Here is a 14,548-nt window from a genome sequence, read left to right as displayed (position 1 = left end):
TGTGCGTCAGCAGCCAGTCATCGCCGTCGTGGGCCCCACGGCGGCCGGGAAATCCGACCTCGCCGTGGACATCGCGCTCCGCCTCGGGGGCGAGTGCGTCAACGCCGACTCCATGCAGCTCTACCGGGGCATGGACATCGGCACGGCCAAGCTCACCCCGGTCGAGCAGCGCGGGGTGCACCACCACCTGCTGGACGTCTGGGACGTCACGGTCACGGCCAGCGTGGCCGAGTACCAGAAGCTGGCCAGGGCGGTCATCGACTCCGTCGAGGTGGCCGTGCTGGTCGGCGGCAGCGGCCTGTACGTGCGCGCGGCCATCGACGAGCTGGAGTTCCCCGGCACCGACCCCGAGATCAGGGCCAGGCTGGAGGGCGAGCTGGCCGAGCGCGGCCCCGCCCCGCTCTACGAGCGCCTGCGCGAGCAGGACCCGGCGGCCGCGGCGGCCATCCTGCCGAGCAACGGCCGCCGCATCGTCCGCGCGCTGGAGGTGATCGAGCACACGGGACGGCCGTTCTCGGCCACCATGCCCGGCTACGACGCCGTCTACCCGAGCGTGCAGATCGGCCTCGACGTGCCAAGACCGGAGCTCGACGAGCGGATCGCGGTCAGGGTCGAGCGCATGTGGCAGGCAGGGCTGGTCGACGAGGTGCGGAGCCTGCTCGGGCAGGGCCTGGCCGAGGGCCGCACGGCGAGCCGCGCCCTGGGATACGCCCAGGTCATCCGCTTCCTGGAGGGGGAGTGGAGCGAGGAGCAGGCGATCGAGGAGACCGTCAGGGCCACCAGGCGCTTCGCCCGCCGCCAGGAGTCGTGGTTCCGCCGCGATCCCAGGGTGCGCTGGCTGCCGTACGACGCCCCGGACCTGCTTGAGCGGTCCCTCGCCCTGATCTCCGCACACCCTTTCGCATAAACTTAAAAGATGCGGTTTTTCAAGGGGCACGGCACTGAGAACGATTTCGTCATCCTTCCCGACCCTGGCGGAGAGGCGGGCGTGACAGCCGCGCTCGTCGCCAAGATCTGCGACAGGAGAGCGGGCATAGGGGCTGACGGCGTGCTCGTGGTGACGCGCACCAAGGAGAGCCATGAGGTGAGCGAGCACGCCGCCGTGGCCGAGTGGTTCATGGACTACCGCAACGCCGACGGCAGCATGGCCGAGATGTGCGGCAACGGCATGCGCGTGTTCGCCCGCTACCTGATCGACGCGGGGCTGGAGCACTCCGGCGAGTTCGGGGTGGCCACCAGGGGTGGCGTGCGCAAGGTCCGCGTCGAGCCGAACGGCGACATCACCGTCGACATGGGCAAGCCCGTCGTGCTGGGCGAGAGCGTGGCGACGGTCGGCGGCCACGAATACCCAGGGCTGCACATCAGCATGGGCAACCCCCACCTCGCCTGCGCCATCGGCGACCCCGTCGTCCAGCTCGACCTCACCCACCAGCCCGGCTTCGACCCCGGCATCTTCCCCAACGGCGTCAACATCGAGCTGTTCAACCCCGTCGGCACCAGCCGCGCGGTCATGCGCGTCTACGAGCGCGGCTGCGGCGAGACGCGCTCCTGCGGCACCGGCACGGTGGCCACGGCCGTCGCCGCCGCGGCCCTGTCGGGCGACACCACCGGCACCTGGACGATCGAGGTGCCCGGCGGCACGGTGACCGTCATCCTCGAAGAGGACACGAGCTACCTTTCCGGCCCCGCGGTCATCGTGGCCAGCGGAGAGCTGATGCTTGCAGAATGATGTTCTCCTGAGGGATGCTGGGTCCACTTCGCGAACTGAGGGGTGGACCATGGCGGACCCGCGCACCACGGCGGCACAGGTCAAGGCGCCGATCGGCCAGTTCGGCGGCGGATTCATGATCTCCAGGGAGGCCAAGGCCGTCTGCGAGGAGTACGGGCTCGGCCCGCGCGAGTTCTACTTCCGAGGCCGCTGCGGCGTGCTCGGCGAGTGCGACGCCGATGTCGTCACCTCGGTCGCCGTCTTCTTCCCGCCGCGACACGTCGAGGAGAGCTGGAACGGCGGCCGCAAACTCGCCGTCGAGCAGGCCGTCGAGCTGTACGCCGAGGTCTGCGGGGACTGGGGCCGGCGCAAGCTGGGCGGCTACGACGGCTGCGCCAGGATCGCCGAGCTGCTCCAGCCGGTCGTCGAGCAGGCCTCGTCCGTCGGCGCCCCGCTGTTCGCCGGGTGGCGGGCCGTGCCGCTGCCCGACGATCCACCCGCGCGGGCCGTGCAGCTCATGCACGTCGTACGCGAGCTGCGCGGCGGCCTGCACGCCAACGCGGTGATCGCGGCAGGGCTGCACCCGCTGGAGGCCACGCTCGCGGCGAGCCATGACGCGACCCCGTTCGGAGAGGCCGCAGGGGAGATGATCGCAAAGTTCTTCCAATGGCCGGAGCCGTACGCCACGCCCGGCCCCGACGTCGTCGCGCGGCGGGCGGCGGTGGAGGAGACGACCGACGACCTGATGGCGCCGGCGTTCTCAGTGCTCGACGACAGCGAAACGGACGAGCTGATCGGGCTTCTGCGTTTTGGGCACGCTCGTTGACCTGGCAGACTGACTGCCCATGGACGTGGACATCTGGGCCTGGGTCGGCGACACCCAGCAGCAGCTTTCCGAGGCGGGCAACGTTGGCCTCGCCATGGCGCTGGGAGACCTCCCCGCACAGGCCTATGAGGGCCGATACCCGCAGCTCGACGTCATGGCCCCGGCCATCGCGCAGCAGGCGGAGGCCCTCGAGCTGCCGTGGCTCGAGTTCTACGCCCGCTACTGGCACCTGATCGGCCGCATCGGTGACCGGGCGCAGGGCGCGGTCGCGGTGGACGACGCGCAGCAGCTCCTGGCGTTCGCCCAGCGCGAAGACGTCCGCGAGTGCCCGGCCGTCCCGGCGGCGGTCGAGGCGCTGGTCCTCGCGTGGGCCAACACCGACGGCCCCGGCTACGCGAGCGAGCGCCTGGAGACGCTGGGCACGTGGATCGAGGGCCTGAGCCCGGAGAAGCCCGCTTTCACGGGGCTCGTCACGCAGTACGTCGCCGCGCTCATCGACGCGGGCCAGCCGGGCGAGGCCGTGAGCTACGCCGAGTCCGCCGTCGAGCGGCTGCGGGTCGCGGGCCGCGAGGCCAGCTGGGAGCTCGGCGCCGAGAGCGCCCGCGCGCTGCTCGCCGCGGGCCGCGCCGAGGACGCGCTCAACGCGCTGCAGGCCGCGGCCGAGTTCAACGCGGACGACCCGGTGGCCAAGCCGCACCGCGACGGCGTGCGGCGGGCCCTGATCCTCGCCACGCTGGGCCGCACCGCCGAGGCCGTGGACGCGCTGCCCGACCTCGACGTGGTGGGCGAGCACCCGCGCGTGTTCGTCGAGTGGTCGCAGGCCGTCGCCAAGCTGGCGAGCTCCGCCCAGATCGCCAACACCTGGCAGCTCGGCCGCGTGCTGCGCCAGTGGATGGACTACTTCGGCATGATGGGCGGCTACCGCGCCCGCGTCGAGCTCGCGCTGGTGGCGGGCGACCTGGCCGTCGCCAGGCAGGGCGTGTGGCAGGCCAGGCTCCTCGCCGATCTGGCCGAGTCCGGCGGCGCGGAGCTCCGCGAGAGCGAGGGCATCGCCGAGCGGGTGGCCGCGCTGCGCGCCGCCGCCGAAGCCGCCACGGAGCCCGAGGCTCCCGGGCCACGCAGCGAGATGGTCGGCCTCTTCGACGCGGCCGACGGCTTCAACGCCGACCCGGAGAAGTGGGTGGGCTGGCTCGCGCCGCTGTCCGGCGAGGACCTGGAGGCCACCCGCCGCCACACGACGACGCTCGGCTTCCTCGGCTTCCCCGCCACCGGCGCCGACATCTACTGGAAGCTGCTGGTCGACACCGGCGACATCGCCACCGCCGACGCCGACGACGTGGCCTACCTCACCACGCTGCTCGTCGAGGCCCGCCAGGACGAGCGGCTGGAGCAGATGGCCGCCCTGCTGCCGCACGACGCGCAGCACCTCGCGCTGGCCAGGCTGCACAGCGCGCGCGAGCGCTGGCCGGAGGCCCTCGACGCGGCCGAGCACGCCGTCGCCGCCGGGGCCGGGCTCGACGCCCGCCGCCTGCTGTCCGGCGCGGCCCAGCAGGTCGACGAGAACGCCAGGGCCGCCCAGGTGCTGCTCGAGGTGCTCGACGAGCTCGGCGACGAGGACGTCTGGCGCATGATCGTCATGGCCACCTCGGCGGAGGACTGGGACACCGTACGCAAGGGCGCCGCCAAGATCGGCATGCCGATCAAGTCCAAGGAAGGCCCGATCGAGGAGGAGATGGGCCTCATCAGGCTCATCCTCCCCGCGCCGGACGGCGGCCAGCGCCAGGTGCTGTCGATCCGCACCGGCCCCGCCAGCGCCAGGCTGGCCCTGCCGCAGCCGCGCGGCATGGACTACAACGCCGGCGACCTGGTGGTCTTCGACCCGCAGTTGCTGGAGCCTGTGCCGGACGACCCCCAGGAGCAGCAGAACTTCGTGCCGCCGTTCGCCGCGGTGCGCATCCTGCGTCCCGGCGGCTACACCAGCTACTTCTTCGACGGCGCCGCGCCGAGCGAGGAGGACTGGGCGGAGTTCACCGAGGTCATGGCCGAGCGCGGCTGGCCGATGTGGGTCTACAGCGACGAAAACTACACCGTCACCCACCCGACCAGCGGCGAGTCGCTGCCCGGCGTCTTCGGCTGGGTCGCGGTGCCGCCGGACGTGTCGGCCTCCGAGGTCGACGCGCTGCTCGACGACGCCACCGAGCGGTGGGTGCACCCGCTGGCCTGGCTCGACCTGGCCCGCGAGATCGACGTCGAGGTCGAACGGCACGAGCGGATCGTCAAGGAATACGGCCTCTGACGCCTGACCGCGCCGCGTCCCGTGGCTGGGGGTGCGTCACCTGCGCGTGACGCCCGTCCCCGGCACGGGACGCGATCACGTCGTCTGCGCGTGACGCCCGCCCCCGGCACGGGACACGATCACGTCGTCTCCGCGTGACGCGGGCCGAGCACGGGTCGCGTCGCGCGTCCGTGGGCGTGGGCGTGGCATGCGGCGTTGATGTGACCTGGCGTGCGGCGTGGACGGACGTGCGCGTGGACGTGACCTGACCTGCGGCGTGGACCTCACGTGGCGGGCAGCGTGGACCTCACGTGGCGCGCGGCGTGCGTCTCCGTGCGGCAGTGGCGAGCTCCTGAAGCGCCGAGTCGGCGGGATATGGTGCGGCATGCGTGTCCGTCCGACGGCGTCCTTGGAGCGTCGGCGGGTGTGGTACGGCGGAAAGAGCGCCGGTGTGGTGCGCGGCCCGTACAGGGGGCCCGGCGTGGCACGGACGGCGGCGTGGGTGACGTGTGGAAGGCGGGATGTGACGTGCTGGAGCGGTTCGGTCTCGACGGCAAGGTGGCCATCGTCACCGGCGCGTCCGCGGGGCTGGGTGTAGCCTTCGCGCGCGGCCTGGCCGAGGCGGGCGCCGACGTCGTGATCGGCGCCAGGCGCGCCGACCGGCTGGAGGAGACGCGGCGGCTGGTCGAGGAGACCGGACGCCGGTGCCTGGCCGTGCAGACGGATGTGGCGCGGCCCGAAGAGTGCGACGCGCTGGTGGCGGCCGCGGTCGAGGCCATGGGCGCCGTCGACGTCCTGATCAACAACGCCGGCATCGGCACCGCCGTGCCCGCGCTGCGCGAGACGCCCGAGGAGTTCCGGCAGGTCATCGACGTCAACCTGCTCGGCACGTACTGGATGGCCCAGGCGTGCGCGCGGGTGATGCGCCCCGGCTCGTCGATCGTGAACATCGGCAGCGTGCTCGGCGAGACCTCGGTCGGGCTGCCGCAGGCCGCCTACAGCGCGTCCAAGGCGGCGATCATCGGGCTCACCCGGGACCTCGCGCAGCAGTGGACCGGGCGGCGCGGCATCAGGGTCAACTGTCTGGAGCCGGGGTTCTTCCCCTCGGAGATGAGCGAGCAGTTCAAGCCCGGCTTCGTGGAGCGGATCGTGGAGTCCAGGACCGTGATGAAGCGGCCGGGTGACGCCACCGAGCTGGTGACTGCGGCGATCTTCCTGGCGAGCGACGCGGCCTCGTACATCACCGGGGTGACGCTGCCGGTGGACGGCGGTGTGCTGCTCACCTGACGCGGGGGATCGGCGGCGGCATGCCGCCGCCGATCGGATGGCGTTACCGCTGTGTGATGCCGTACCGGGCCGTGTTCTGCTCGGCGTCGGTGCTCCATCGCTGGAAGCCGGCCTTTTCCAGCACCCGGATCGAGGACGGGTTCGACAGCTCCACGCCGGCGTGGACCGTGTGGACGCCGGGCGCGGTGAAGGCGAACTCGGTCAGGGCGCGGGTGGCCTCGGGAGCGTAGCCGCGCCCCCGGCGGGAGGCCACGATGCCGTACCCGATTTCGAGGCTGCCCTCGCTGGGCGGCCAGAACAGGCCGATCGAGCCGACCACCAGGCCGGTGGCCCGCTCGATGATCTGACGGTGTCCGTACTCCTCCAGCCAGGCGGGGAACTTGTCGAACAGGCCGGCGATGACCTGATCGCCCTCGGCGGGGAAGTCCTCGGCCCAGTGCGGGCGGCGGGTGCCGTCCAGGACGGCGGTGGCCTCGTCGGAGGTCCACGACCGAAGGACGAGACGGTCGGTGGTCAGATCGCCGTCGGACGGCGCGAAGAAGGAAGACATATGAGACTCCTGGTCGTTCGAGAGGGACTCAGACCGCGCCCTGAGCGCGGGCGGTCCGGATGAGGGCATGCTGAAGAGGGCTGGTGACAGCCATATTCATCGACCTCCCTCACCACTTCTTGATCAGGCGTCTCTCGCCGCGGCAACGTTAACAACCCGCCGCAGTCCGGGCAAACCACGGATGCGGGCGAAGCTCACTCGATCAACAGTCCTTGAGGATGGTCTCCATGGCGTCCTTCTCTCCCGAGGTCACCCAGACGTCGTACTTCGCCTTCACGTCGATCTGACGGGCGATGTAGGTGCACCGGTACGCCTTGCGCGGCGGCAGCCAGGTGGCGGCGTCGGAGTCGCTCTTCTGGCCGTTCAGCGGGCCGTCCACGGCCATGAGGTTCAGCGGGTCGTTGGCGAACTGCTTGCGCTTGTCCGCCGACCACTGCTGCGCGCCCTTCTGCCAGGCGTCCGACAGCGGCACCAGGTGGTCGATCTGCACCTCCGTGCTGGTGTCCTGGCCGCGCTTGAAGCTGATCGTCTTGCCGCTGTACGGGTCGTGCAGCGTGCCACTCAGCACGATGCAGTCGTGCGTGCCGGACTTGAACTTCTCGTCCACCAGGTCGCGCTTGAGTATGTCGTTACGGGTGTCGCAGCCGTTGTGGTCCACGTCCGACCAGGCAGGGCCGAACTTGTCGCGGTCGAACCCCGTCTTCGGCGCGCGCCCCTTGACCGACAGCTTGGCCAGCTTCTTGCGGGCGTCCGAGATGGAGGCCGAGTCCGGTTTGGAGGTCTTCTGGGACGTGGACTGCGCCTCCAAGCCACCGCAGCCCGCCAGCACCGCCACCGTGGCCACACCGGCCATGAACGCCTGAACCCGCCGCCGCACGCCGTCTCCCAGACTTGTATCGAAGTTTCGTAAAGTCTAGGTCAAGTGCCCATAAACGGGCCTACAACGCATCCAGGGCGTCTACCAGCCACTCTGCCAGGTATCTGGTGAACGATGATCTGACGTAGACGCGGTAGACGTCGGGCTCCCGCCGCTCGAGGATCACCGAGGTCCTGCCCAGGAGGGTCTGGGCGTGACCGGGAAGGGCATCGAGGTCCATGGGGCAGCCGGTGATCAGGACCTCGGTCGCGTCCGGGCCCGACAGCTCGAGGATCGTGCGCTGGCCCGACACGTCCACCCAGCCGGGCTGTGGCGCGACATCTCCGGACACGAGCCACCAGGACGGGCCGAGGCGCAGGCCCGTGCCCGGGTCCGTGCCCCGCACCTCCCACATGGGCTCGAACGGGATCTCACGCAGCCGTACGGACGGTGTGCCCGCCGCCTCGAAGCGGCCGGCGAAGGCGGCGGCGGGACTCTCCGAGCGGCACCCACCCTGGTACGGGTCCGGCCGGCCGGTCAGCGGGTCGCCGTCGCGGCGGGCGTTGCCGGGGTCGTAGAAGACGGGCTCGACGACGGTCACGCCGTGCGAGACCTCCCCGGACACCGCCGTGAGCCGGTCGCCGACCTGGACGTTCCTCGCCATGGCCAGGCCGAACGCACGGCCGGTGCCGGCGTAACTCGACGTGACATGGCCGACCATGCCGGAGCCGGGTCCCGTGATCAGCTGGGCGCCCTCCTCCACGACGGCCTCCGGGTCGTCAGGAAGCAGGCCGATCAGGCGTTTGCGGCCCTGCCTGGCGGTGTCCGGGCGGGAGTGGGAGCGTCTGCCCACGAAGTCCGGCTTGCGGGTGGAGACGATCCACGACATGCCCAGGTCCTGAGGGGTGACGGTCCCGTCGGTCTCCTGGCCGACGATCGCGAACCCCTTCTCGGCCCGCAGCACGTGCATGGTCTCCGTTCCGTACGGCACCGCCCCCAGCTCCAGCACCGCCTCCCACAGCGCCCTGCCGTACCGCCAGGGCACATTGACCTCGTACGCCAGCTCGCCGGAGAAGCTGATCCTGAACACCCGCCCCTCGACGCCCAGCACGGGGGTGCTGGCGTACCGCATGAACGCCAGGTCCAGCGCCCCCGGCGCGACGACGGCGATGATCTCCCGGGCGCGCGGCCCCACGACCGCGACCGTCGCCCAGTGGTCGGTGACCGACGTGAACGACACGTCCAGCTCCGGCCACTCCGTCTGCCGCCACTCCTCCAGCCAGTCGAGCACCGCGGCGGCGTTGCCCGTGGTCGTGGTCGTCAGGAAGTGCTCCTCGCCCAGCCGGGTCGTGGTGCCGTCGTCGAGCACCATCCCGTCCGCCGTGCACATCAGCCCGTACCGGCAGGCGCCGACGGCGAGCGTGGAGTACATGTTCGTGTAGATCCGGTCGAGGAACGCGCCCGCGTCCGCGCCCCGTACGTCGATCTTGCCGAGGGTGGAGGCGTCCATGGCGGCCACGGCGGTGCGGGCCGCGCGGCACTCGCGCAGCACGGCGGCCTCCATGGACTCCCCGTCCTGGGGGAAGTACCGGGGGCGCTTCCACTGCCCGACGTCCTCGAACACCGCTCCCCGTGCGACGTGCGCGTCGTGCATGGCGGTGGTCCTGACGGGGTCGGACAGCGCGCCGCGGTCACGTCCCGCCAGAGTGGCGAAGGACACCGGCGTGTACGGGGGACGGAACGTGGTGGTGCCCACCTGGCCAGGCCCCGCGCCGAGGAGGGCGGACATGACCCCCACGACGACGGCGCCCGAGGTCTTGCCCTGGTCGGCGCCGGTGCCCGCGGTGGTGTAGCGCTTGACGTGCTCCACCGAGCGCATCCCGGTCCCGGTCGCCCTGGCGAGGTCGGCCACGGTCACGTCCCGCTGCAGGTCCACGAAGGACTCCTCCGGCGAGGTCCCCTCGACCCACCACAGGGCCGCTGGCGGCCGCGAGGGCGCCTCGTCGCACTCGGGCACCCGCAACCCCGCCACAGTGAGCCGAGCGGCCTCCGCACCGGCCGGTGACGCATCGGCAGCCGCCGCCCAGGCGGCCTCCGCACCGGCCGCGTAGCCGTCGGCGACGGCCTCCCGGGTGCCGTAGACGCCCCTGCACGCCCCGGCCGAGCGCTCCGCCTGCGCGGACGCGCCCGGCACGAACGCCTGCAGGTCCTCGTCGAACCGCACCCGCCCCTGCGACTGGCTGAACAGGTGCACGGCCGGGTTCCAGCCGCCCGCCACGGCCAGCAGGTCGGCCGGGACGTGCCGTTCGCCCACCCACACGCCGTTCAGCACGCCGTCCGCGTCGCCGGTCGTGCCGGTCACCACCTGGCCGGCGAGCGCGCCGGACGCAAGAGCCCGAGGACGGGGATCGACGACCGCGACGACCTCCACCCCGGCCGCCGCCAGATCCCGCGCCGCCTCGTAGCCGGAGTCCGCGCAGGCGAACACCACCGCCCGCCGCCCGGCCGCCACCCCGTACCGGTTCGCGTAGGCGCGGGCCGCCGAGGCCAGCATCACGCCGGGCCGGTCGTTGCCGGGGAAGGCGAGCGAGCGCTCATGCGCCCCCGTGGCCAGGACCACCCTGCGTGCCCTGATGTGCCACAGCCGCTCGCCGCGCGCCCGCCGCTCCACCGCCACCACGTAGTTGTGGTCGTAGTAGCCGACGGCGGTCGTCCTGGTGAGCACTCTGGCGGGCAGCGGCAGCCCGGCCACCCACTCCAGGGCGGGAGCGCCGTCGAGCAGGAGGCGGCTGTTCAGCAGGTCGCCGCCCAGGGCCGGCTGGTCGTCCACGAGGATCACGCGTGCCCCCGCGTGCCCCGCCGCGACCGTGGCGGCCAGACCGGCGGGGCCGCCGCCGACCACCAGGACGTCGCAGTGCAGGTACCCCTTGTCGCAGCGCCGGTCGTCCACGGCGTCCAGGTCCACCCGTCCCTTGCCGCGCAGGCTCCAGGCCTCCAGCCCGTCGTACAGCTCCACGGTGGTGGCCGCGAGCATGGGGTCGGCGCCCACGCGGACCAGCGCGTTCGGCTCCTCGGGACCGGCGGTGAAGATCCCGCGCGGCCGTCCCAGCTCCACGCTGCGGCCGACCACCCGCACCCCGTTGCGCAGCAGCGCGGCGGCCAGCGTGTCACCCGGCTCGCCCCGCAGCGGGCTGCCGTCGAAGGAGAACCTCATTTGGTCTTCCTGATCTCGTGGGTGACCGTGTGCCGCTCGACGTCGAACCAGGTCCGGCACCCGTGCACGTGGCACCAGCGCTCGCGGAACCAGCCCTTGGGGTTGTCGCGCATGAACACGTACTCGGCCCACTCCTCGTCAGAAACATCCCGGGTGGGGTAGGCGATCCCGGCCTGGCCGCCGTAGTGGAACTCGGTCTCGTCACGGGGCCCGCAGTGAGGGCAGTCGATCAGGAGCATCAGTGCGCCACCGCCGCCGCGCCGTGCTCGTCGATGAGCGCTCCCGTGGTGAACCTGTCCAGCCCGAACGGCTCCGCCAGCGGGTGCGGGCGGCCCTCGGCGATCGTGTGGGCGTACACCCAGCCGGAGCCCGGGGTCGCCTTGAAGCCGCCCGTGCCCCAGCCCGCGTTGATGTAGAGGCCGTCGACAGGCGTCGGCCCGATGACGGGCGACGCGTCGGGGGAGACGTCCACGATCCCGGCCCAGGTGCGCAGCACGCGCACGCGGCTGAAGATCGGGAACAGCTCCAGCGCCGCCGCCATCTGCGCCTCGATGACGTGCACGCCGCCGCGCTGCCCGTACGAGTTGTACGCGTCGATGCCCGCCCCCATGACCAGCTCGCCCTTGTGGGCCTGGCTGACGTACACGTGGACGGCGTTCGACATGACCACGCAGTCGAGCACCGGCTCCAGCAGCTCCGACACCAGCGCCTGGAGCGGGTGCGACTGCAGCGGCAGCCGGATCCCGGCCTGCTCGGCGAGGACCGACGTGTGACCGGCCGCCGCGAGTGCGACCTTCCCGGCCGCGATGCGCCCGCGCGAGGTCTCGACGGCCGTCACCCGGTTGCCCGTGATCTCGAAGCCGGTGACCTCGCACCCCTGGATCAGGTCGATCCCGTACGCGTCCGCCCTGCGGGCCAGCGCCCACGCCACGTGGTCGTGCTTGGCGATGCCGCCGCGCCGCTGAAGAGTGGCCCCCATGACCGGGTAGCGGGCCCGGTCGGAGACGTTGATGATCGGGCAGAACTTCCTGACCTCGTCGGGGTCGAGCCATTCGGCGTCCACGCCGTTGAGCCGGTTCGCGTTCACCCGGCGCTTTCCCTCGCGCACGTCGCCCAGGTTGTGCGCCAGGTTGAGCACGCCGCGCTGGCTGAACTGCAGGTCGTAGTCCAGCTCCGCGCTCAGCCCCTCCCACAGCTTCAGCGAGTGCTCGTAGATCGCGGCGCTCTCGTCCCACAGGTAGTTGGAGCGGATGATCGTGGTGTTGCGGGCCATGTTGCCGCCCGCGAGCCAGCCCCGCTCCAGGACGGCGACGTTCGTCAGGCCGTGGTTCCTGGCCAGGTAGTAGGCGGTGGCCAGCCCGTGCCCGCCGCCGCCCACGATGACCACGTCGTAGGACGGCCTGGGATCGGGGTTGCGCCAGAGGAAGTCGGGGTGGGTCAACGTCTGATCTTCTCCATCCCGGGGTCGAACAGCGGCTCTGCGGCGACTTCCGCGGGGACGCGGCGGCCGAAGTAGGAAATTTCCACATGTGTTCCGGGTTCGGCAAGCTCGCTCGGGAGCCACGCGTACGCGATGGGCCGCTCGATCGTGTGCCCGTACGCGGCGCTCGTGACGTACCCGACCGTGCGCCCCGCGTGCCGTACCGGCTCCTTGCCCATGACCACCTCGGCGCTGAGCAGCGGCACCAGCCTGCGCGTCACCTCGCCGGACAGGGCGTCGCGGCCGATGAAGTCCTTGTCCGCCTTGACCGCGAAGCCCAGTCCGGCCTCGTACGGGTTGTGCTCGGTCGTCATGTCCACACCCCAGAGCCGGTACCCCTTCTCCAGCCGCAGGCTGTTGAACGCGGCCCGGCCCCCGGCCGTCGTCAGTCCCGGGGACCAGAGCGTGTCCCACAGCTTGAGCCCCATGTCGGCGGTGGTGTAGAGCTCCCATCCCAGCTCACCGACGTACGAGACCCGCATCGCCAGCACCGGCACATGCCCGATGTATCCGGTTTTGCAGCTGAAGTAGCGGAAGTTCTCGTGGGACAGGTCCATGTCGGTGAGGTCCTCCACCAACCCCCTGGCCCACGGGCCCCACACACCGATGCAGCAGGTGCCCGGTGTCAGGTCGCGCACCCGCACCCCGCCGGGCGCGTGCCTGGTCAGCCAGTCGAGGTCGAGGTTGCCGTTCGCGCCGACCTGGAACAGGTCCTCCTCCAGCCGCGCCACCGTGAGGTCGGAGCGGATGCCGCCCTTGGCGTCGAGCAGCAGCGTGTACGTGACCGAGCCCGGCTTCCTGTCCACGTTGTTCGTGGTCATGCGCTGCAGGAACGCCGCCGCCCCCGGGCCGCGCACCTCGATCCGCTTGAGCGGGGTCATGTCGTAGAGGGCCACCCGCTCCCTGGTCGCGTACGACTCGGCGGCGGCGATCGGCGACCAGTAACGGGAGGCCCATTCGTCGCGCGGGCCCGGCTCGGCGGCCTCTGCCAGCAGCGGCGCGTTCGACTCGAACCAGTGGGGCCGCTCCCACCCCGCCGCCTCCAGGAAGAAGGCGCCCAGCTCCCGCTGCCTCGGGTAGAACGGGCTGGTACGCAGGGGCCGCGGCGACTCCATCGGCTGAAGCGGGTGGATGACGTCGTAGACCTCGATGAAGTTCTGCCTGCCGCGCTCCTCGACGAAGGCGGGCGAGAGCTGCGCCGGCTCGAACCGGCCGAGCTCGCACTCATGCAGATCGACCGCCGACCGCCCGTCCACCAGCACCTCGGCCAGCGCCCTTGCGACCCCGGCCGAGTGCGTCACCCAGACGGCCTCCGCCAGCCAGAACCCGTCGAGGTCCGGTGACTCGCCGATCAGCGGGAACCCGTCGGGCGTGAAGGAGAAGATCCCGTTGATGCCGTCCTCGTACTTGGACCCGGCGAGCGCGGGCAGCAGCTCGACCGCGTCCCGCCAGGCGGGGTCGAAGTCCTCCTCGGTGAACGTCTGCACCGACGGCATGGTGGTGGACCTGGGCCCGATCTCGTCCTGGGCCACCGGCATGGGGCGGTGGGCGTACGAGCCGATGCCGATGCGGTCGTCGTACTGGCGGAAGTAGAGGTCACGGTCCTGATGGCGGAGGATGGGACCGGGTCTGCCCAGGGCGAGGGGCCCTGACGTGGCGTACTGGTGGGCCAGCGGCAGCAGCGGCACGGTCAGCCCGGCCATCTTCCCGATCGACGGCCCCCAGAAGCCCGCGGCGCACACGACCACGTCGGCAGGGATCGTCCGGTGTTCGCCCGAGGCAGCGACCGCGACCGTGACGCCGGTGACCCGTCCGCCCTTCTGCTCGATGCCCATCACCGTGTGCCGCGCCAGGAACCTGGCCCCGCGCTCCGTGGCCCGCGCCGCCTGCGCCTCGCCGCACGCGACCGCCGCGGCCAGCCCGTCGCCGGGCACGTGGTACCCGCCGAGGATCTTCTCCTTGTCCAGCAGCGGCCAGAGCTCGGCGCACTGCCCGGGGTCGAGCAGGCGGCCCTCGACGCCCCACGACTCGGCCCAGCAGAGCTTGCGGTGCAGGTCGGTCCAGCGTTCGGGGGTGGTGGCCACCTCCAGCCCGCCGACCTGCCGGAAGCACGACTCCCCGAGCGCGCGGTACTTCCGCACGGTGTAGGCGGCGAACTCGGTCATCGTCTTCGACGGGTTCGTCTGGAAGACCAGGCCGGGAGCGTGCGAGCTGGACCCGCCGGCGGCGAAGAGCGGACCCTGGTCGACCACCGTGACGTCGGTCCACCCCCGTTCGGTGAGCTCGTCGGCGAGGGCGCAGCCCACGATCCCCGCTCCCACGATCACCAGACGGGGCCGACTCATGACGCCT

At 71.8% G+C, this 14,548-nt stretch carries 11 protein-coding genes; 5 read left to right on the top strand and 6 right to left on the bottom strand.

The window, feature by feature from the left end:
- Position 1: 1 nt before the first annotated feature.
- The 5 genes from miaA (at position 2) to AB0J64_RS16135 (ending at position 6,096) form a co-directional block, all read left to right on the top strand.
- Positions 2 to 907, top strand: coding sequence for a tRNA (adenosine(37)-N6)-dimethylallyltransferase MiaA (gene miaA, locus AB0J64_RS16155; protein WP_364026883.1), 906 nt, complete (start codon positions 2 to 4; stop codon positions 905 to 907).
- Between the two features lie 9 nt (positions 908 to 916).
- Entirely contained in the window at positions 917 to 1,729 is an 813-nt protein-coding gene (gene dapF, locus AB0J64_RS16150) for a diaminopimelate epimerase (protein WP_364026880.1), read from the top strand.
- A 49-nt stretch (positions 1,730 to 1,778) separates the two neighbouring features.
- Complete coding sequence (locus tag AB0J64_RS16145) at positions 1,779 to 2,534, top strand: hypothetical protein (protein WP_364026877.1); 756 nt, start codon at positions 1,779 to 1,781, stop codon at positions 2,532 to 2,534.
- A gap of 19 nt (positions 2,535 to 2,553) precedes the next feature.
- Positions 2,554 to 4,830, top strand: a complete 2,277-nt coding sequence (locus tag AB0J64_RS16140; protein WP_364026874.1) for a tetratricopeptide repeat protein — start codon at positions 2,554 to 2,556, stop codon at positions 4,828 to 4,830.
- A 477-nt stretch (positions 4,831 to 5,307) separates the two neighbouring features.
- A complete protein-coding gene (locus AB0J64_RS16135) occupies positions 5,308 to 6,096 on the top strand; it encodes an SDR family oxidoreductase (RefSeq protein ID WP_364026871.1) in 789 nt (262 codons plus the stop codon).
- Between the two features lie 43 nt (positions 6,097 to 6,139).
- Here AB0J64_RS16135 and AB0J64_RS16130 read toward each other — a convergent pair whose 3' ends face one another.
- From AB0J64_RS16130 to AB0J64_RS16105, 6 genes are all read right to left on the bottom strand, one after another.
- Entirely contained in the window at positions 6,140 to 6,646 is a 507-nt protein-coding gene (locus AB0J64_RS16130; RefSeq protein WP_364026868.1) for a GNAT family N-acetyltransferase, read from the bottom strand.
- Between the two features lie 202 nt (positions 6,647 to 6,848).
- On the bottom strand, positions 6,849 to 7,523 hold the full coding sequence (locus AB0J64_RS16125; protein ID WP_364026865.1) for an HNH endonuclease family protein: 675 nt from the start codon (positions 7,521 to 7,523) through the stop codon (positions 6,849 to 6,851).
- A gap of 61 nt (positions 7,524 to 7,584) precedes the next feature.
- Positions 7,585 to 10,716 carry a 2Fe-2S iron-sulfur cluster-binding protein gene (locus AB0J64_RS16120; RefSeq protein WP_364026862.1) on the bottom strand — a complete coding sequence of 1,044 codons (3,132 nt, stop codon included), beginning with the start codon at positions 10,714 to 10,716 and terminating at the stop codon, positions 7,585 to 7,587.
- On the bottom strand, positions 10,713 to 10,955 hold the full coding sequence (locus tag AB0J64_RS16115; protein ID WP_364026859.1) for a sarcosine oxidase subunit delta: 243 nt from the start codon (positions 10,953 to 10,955) through the stop codon (positions 10,713 to 10,715). Before AB0J64_RS16115 ends, AB0J64_RS16120 begins: the two co-directional genes overlap by 4 nt.
- Entirely contained in the window at positions 10,955 to 12,157 is a 1,203-nt protein-coding gene (locus AB0J64_RS16110) for a sarcosine oxidase subunit beta family protein (RefSeq protein WP_364026856.1), read from the bottom strand. Before AB0J64_RS16110 ends, AB0J64_RS16115 begins: the two co-directional genes overlap by 1 nt.
- Positions 12,154 to 14,541, bottom strand: a complete 2,388-nt coding sequence (locus AB0J64_RS16105; RefSeq protein ID WP_364026853.1) for an FAD-dependent oxidoreductase — start codon at positions 14,539 to 14,541, stop codon at positions 12,154 to 12,156. Before AB0J64_RS16105 ends, AB0J64_RS16110 begins: the two co-directional genes overlap by 4 nt.
- Positions 14,542 to 14,548 lie beyond the last annotated feature (7 nt).

Source organism: Nonomuraea sp. NPDC049695 (genome assembly GCF_040674955.1).
GTDB lineage: Bacteria > Actinomycetota > Actinomycetes > Streptosporangiales > Streptosporangiaceae > Nonomuraea > Nonomuraea helvata.
This window is presented reverse-complemented; position numbering and strand designations above follow the sequence as displayed.

Bases quoted from the DNA above. Each gene is read 5' to 3' on its own strand.
- AB0J64_RS16145 (WP_364026877.1), top strand. From the start codon at position 1,779: ATGGCGGACCCGCGCACCACGGCGGCACAGGTCAAGGCGCCGATCGGC.
- AB0J64_RS16105 (WP_364026853.1), bottom strand. From the start codon at position 14,541: ATGAGTCGGCCCCGTCTGGTGATCGTGGGAGCGGGGATCGTGGGCTGC.
- AB0J64_RS16120 (WP_364026862.1), bottom strand. From the start codon at position 10,716: ATGAGGTTCTCCTTCGACGGCAGCCCGCTGCGGGGCGAGCCGGGTGAC.
- AB0J64_RS16140 (WP_364026874.1), top strand. From the start codon at position 2,554: ATGGACGTGGACATCTGGGCCTGGGTCGGCGACACCCAGCAGCAGCTT.
- AB0J64_RS16115 (WP_364026859.1), bottom strand. From the start codon at position 10,955: ATGCTCCTGATCGACTGCCCTCACTGCGGGCCCCGTGACGAGACCGAG.
- AB0J64_RS16130 (WP_364026868.1), bottom strand. From the start codon at position 6,646: ATGTCTTCCTTCTTCGCGCCGTCCGACGGCGATCTGACCACCGACCGT.
- dapF (WP_364026880.1), top strand. From the start codon at position 917: ATGCGGTTTTTCAAGGGGCACGGCACTGAGAACGATTTCGTCATCCTT.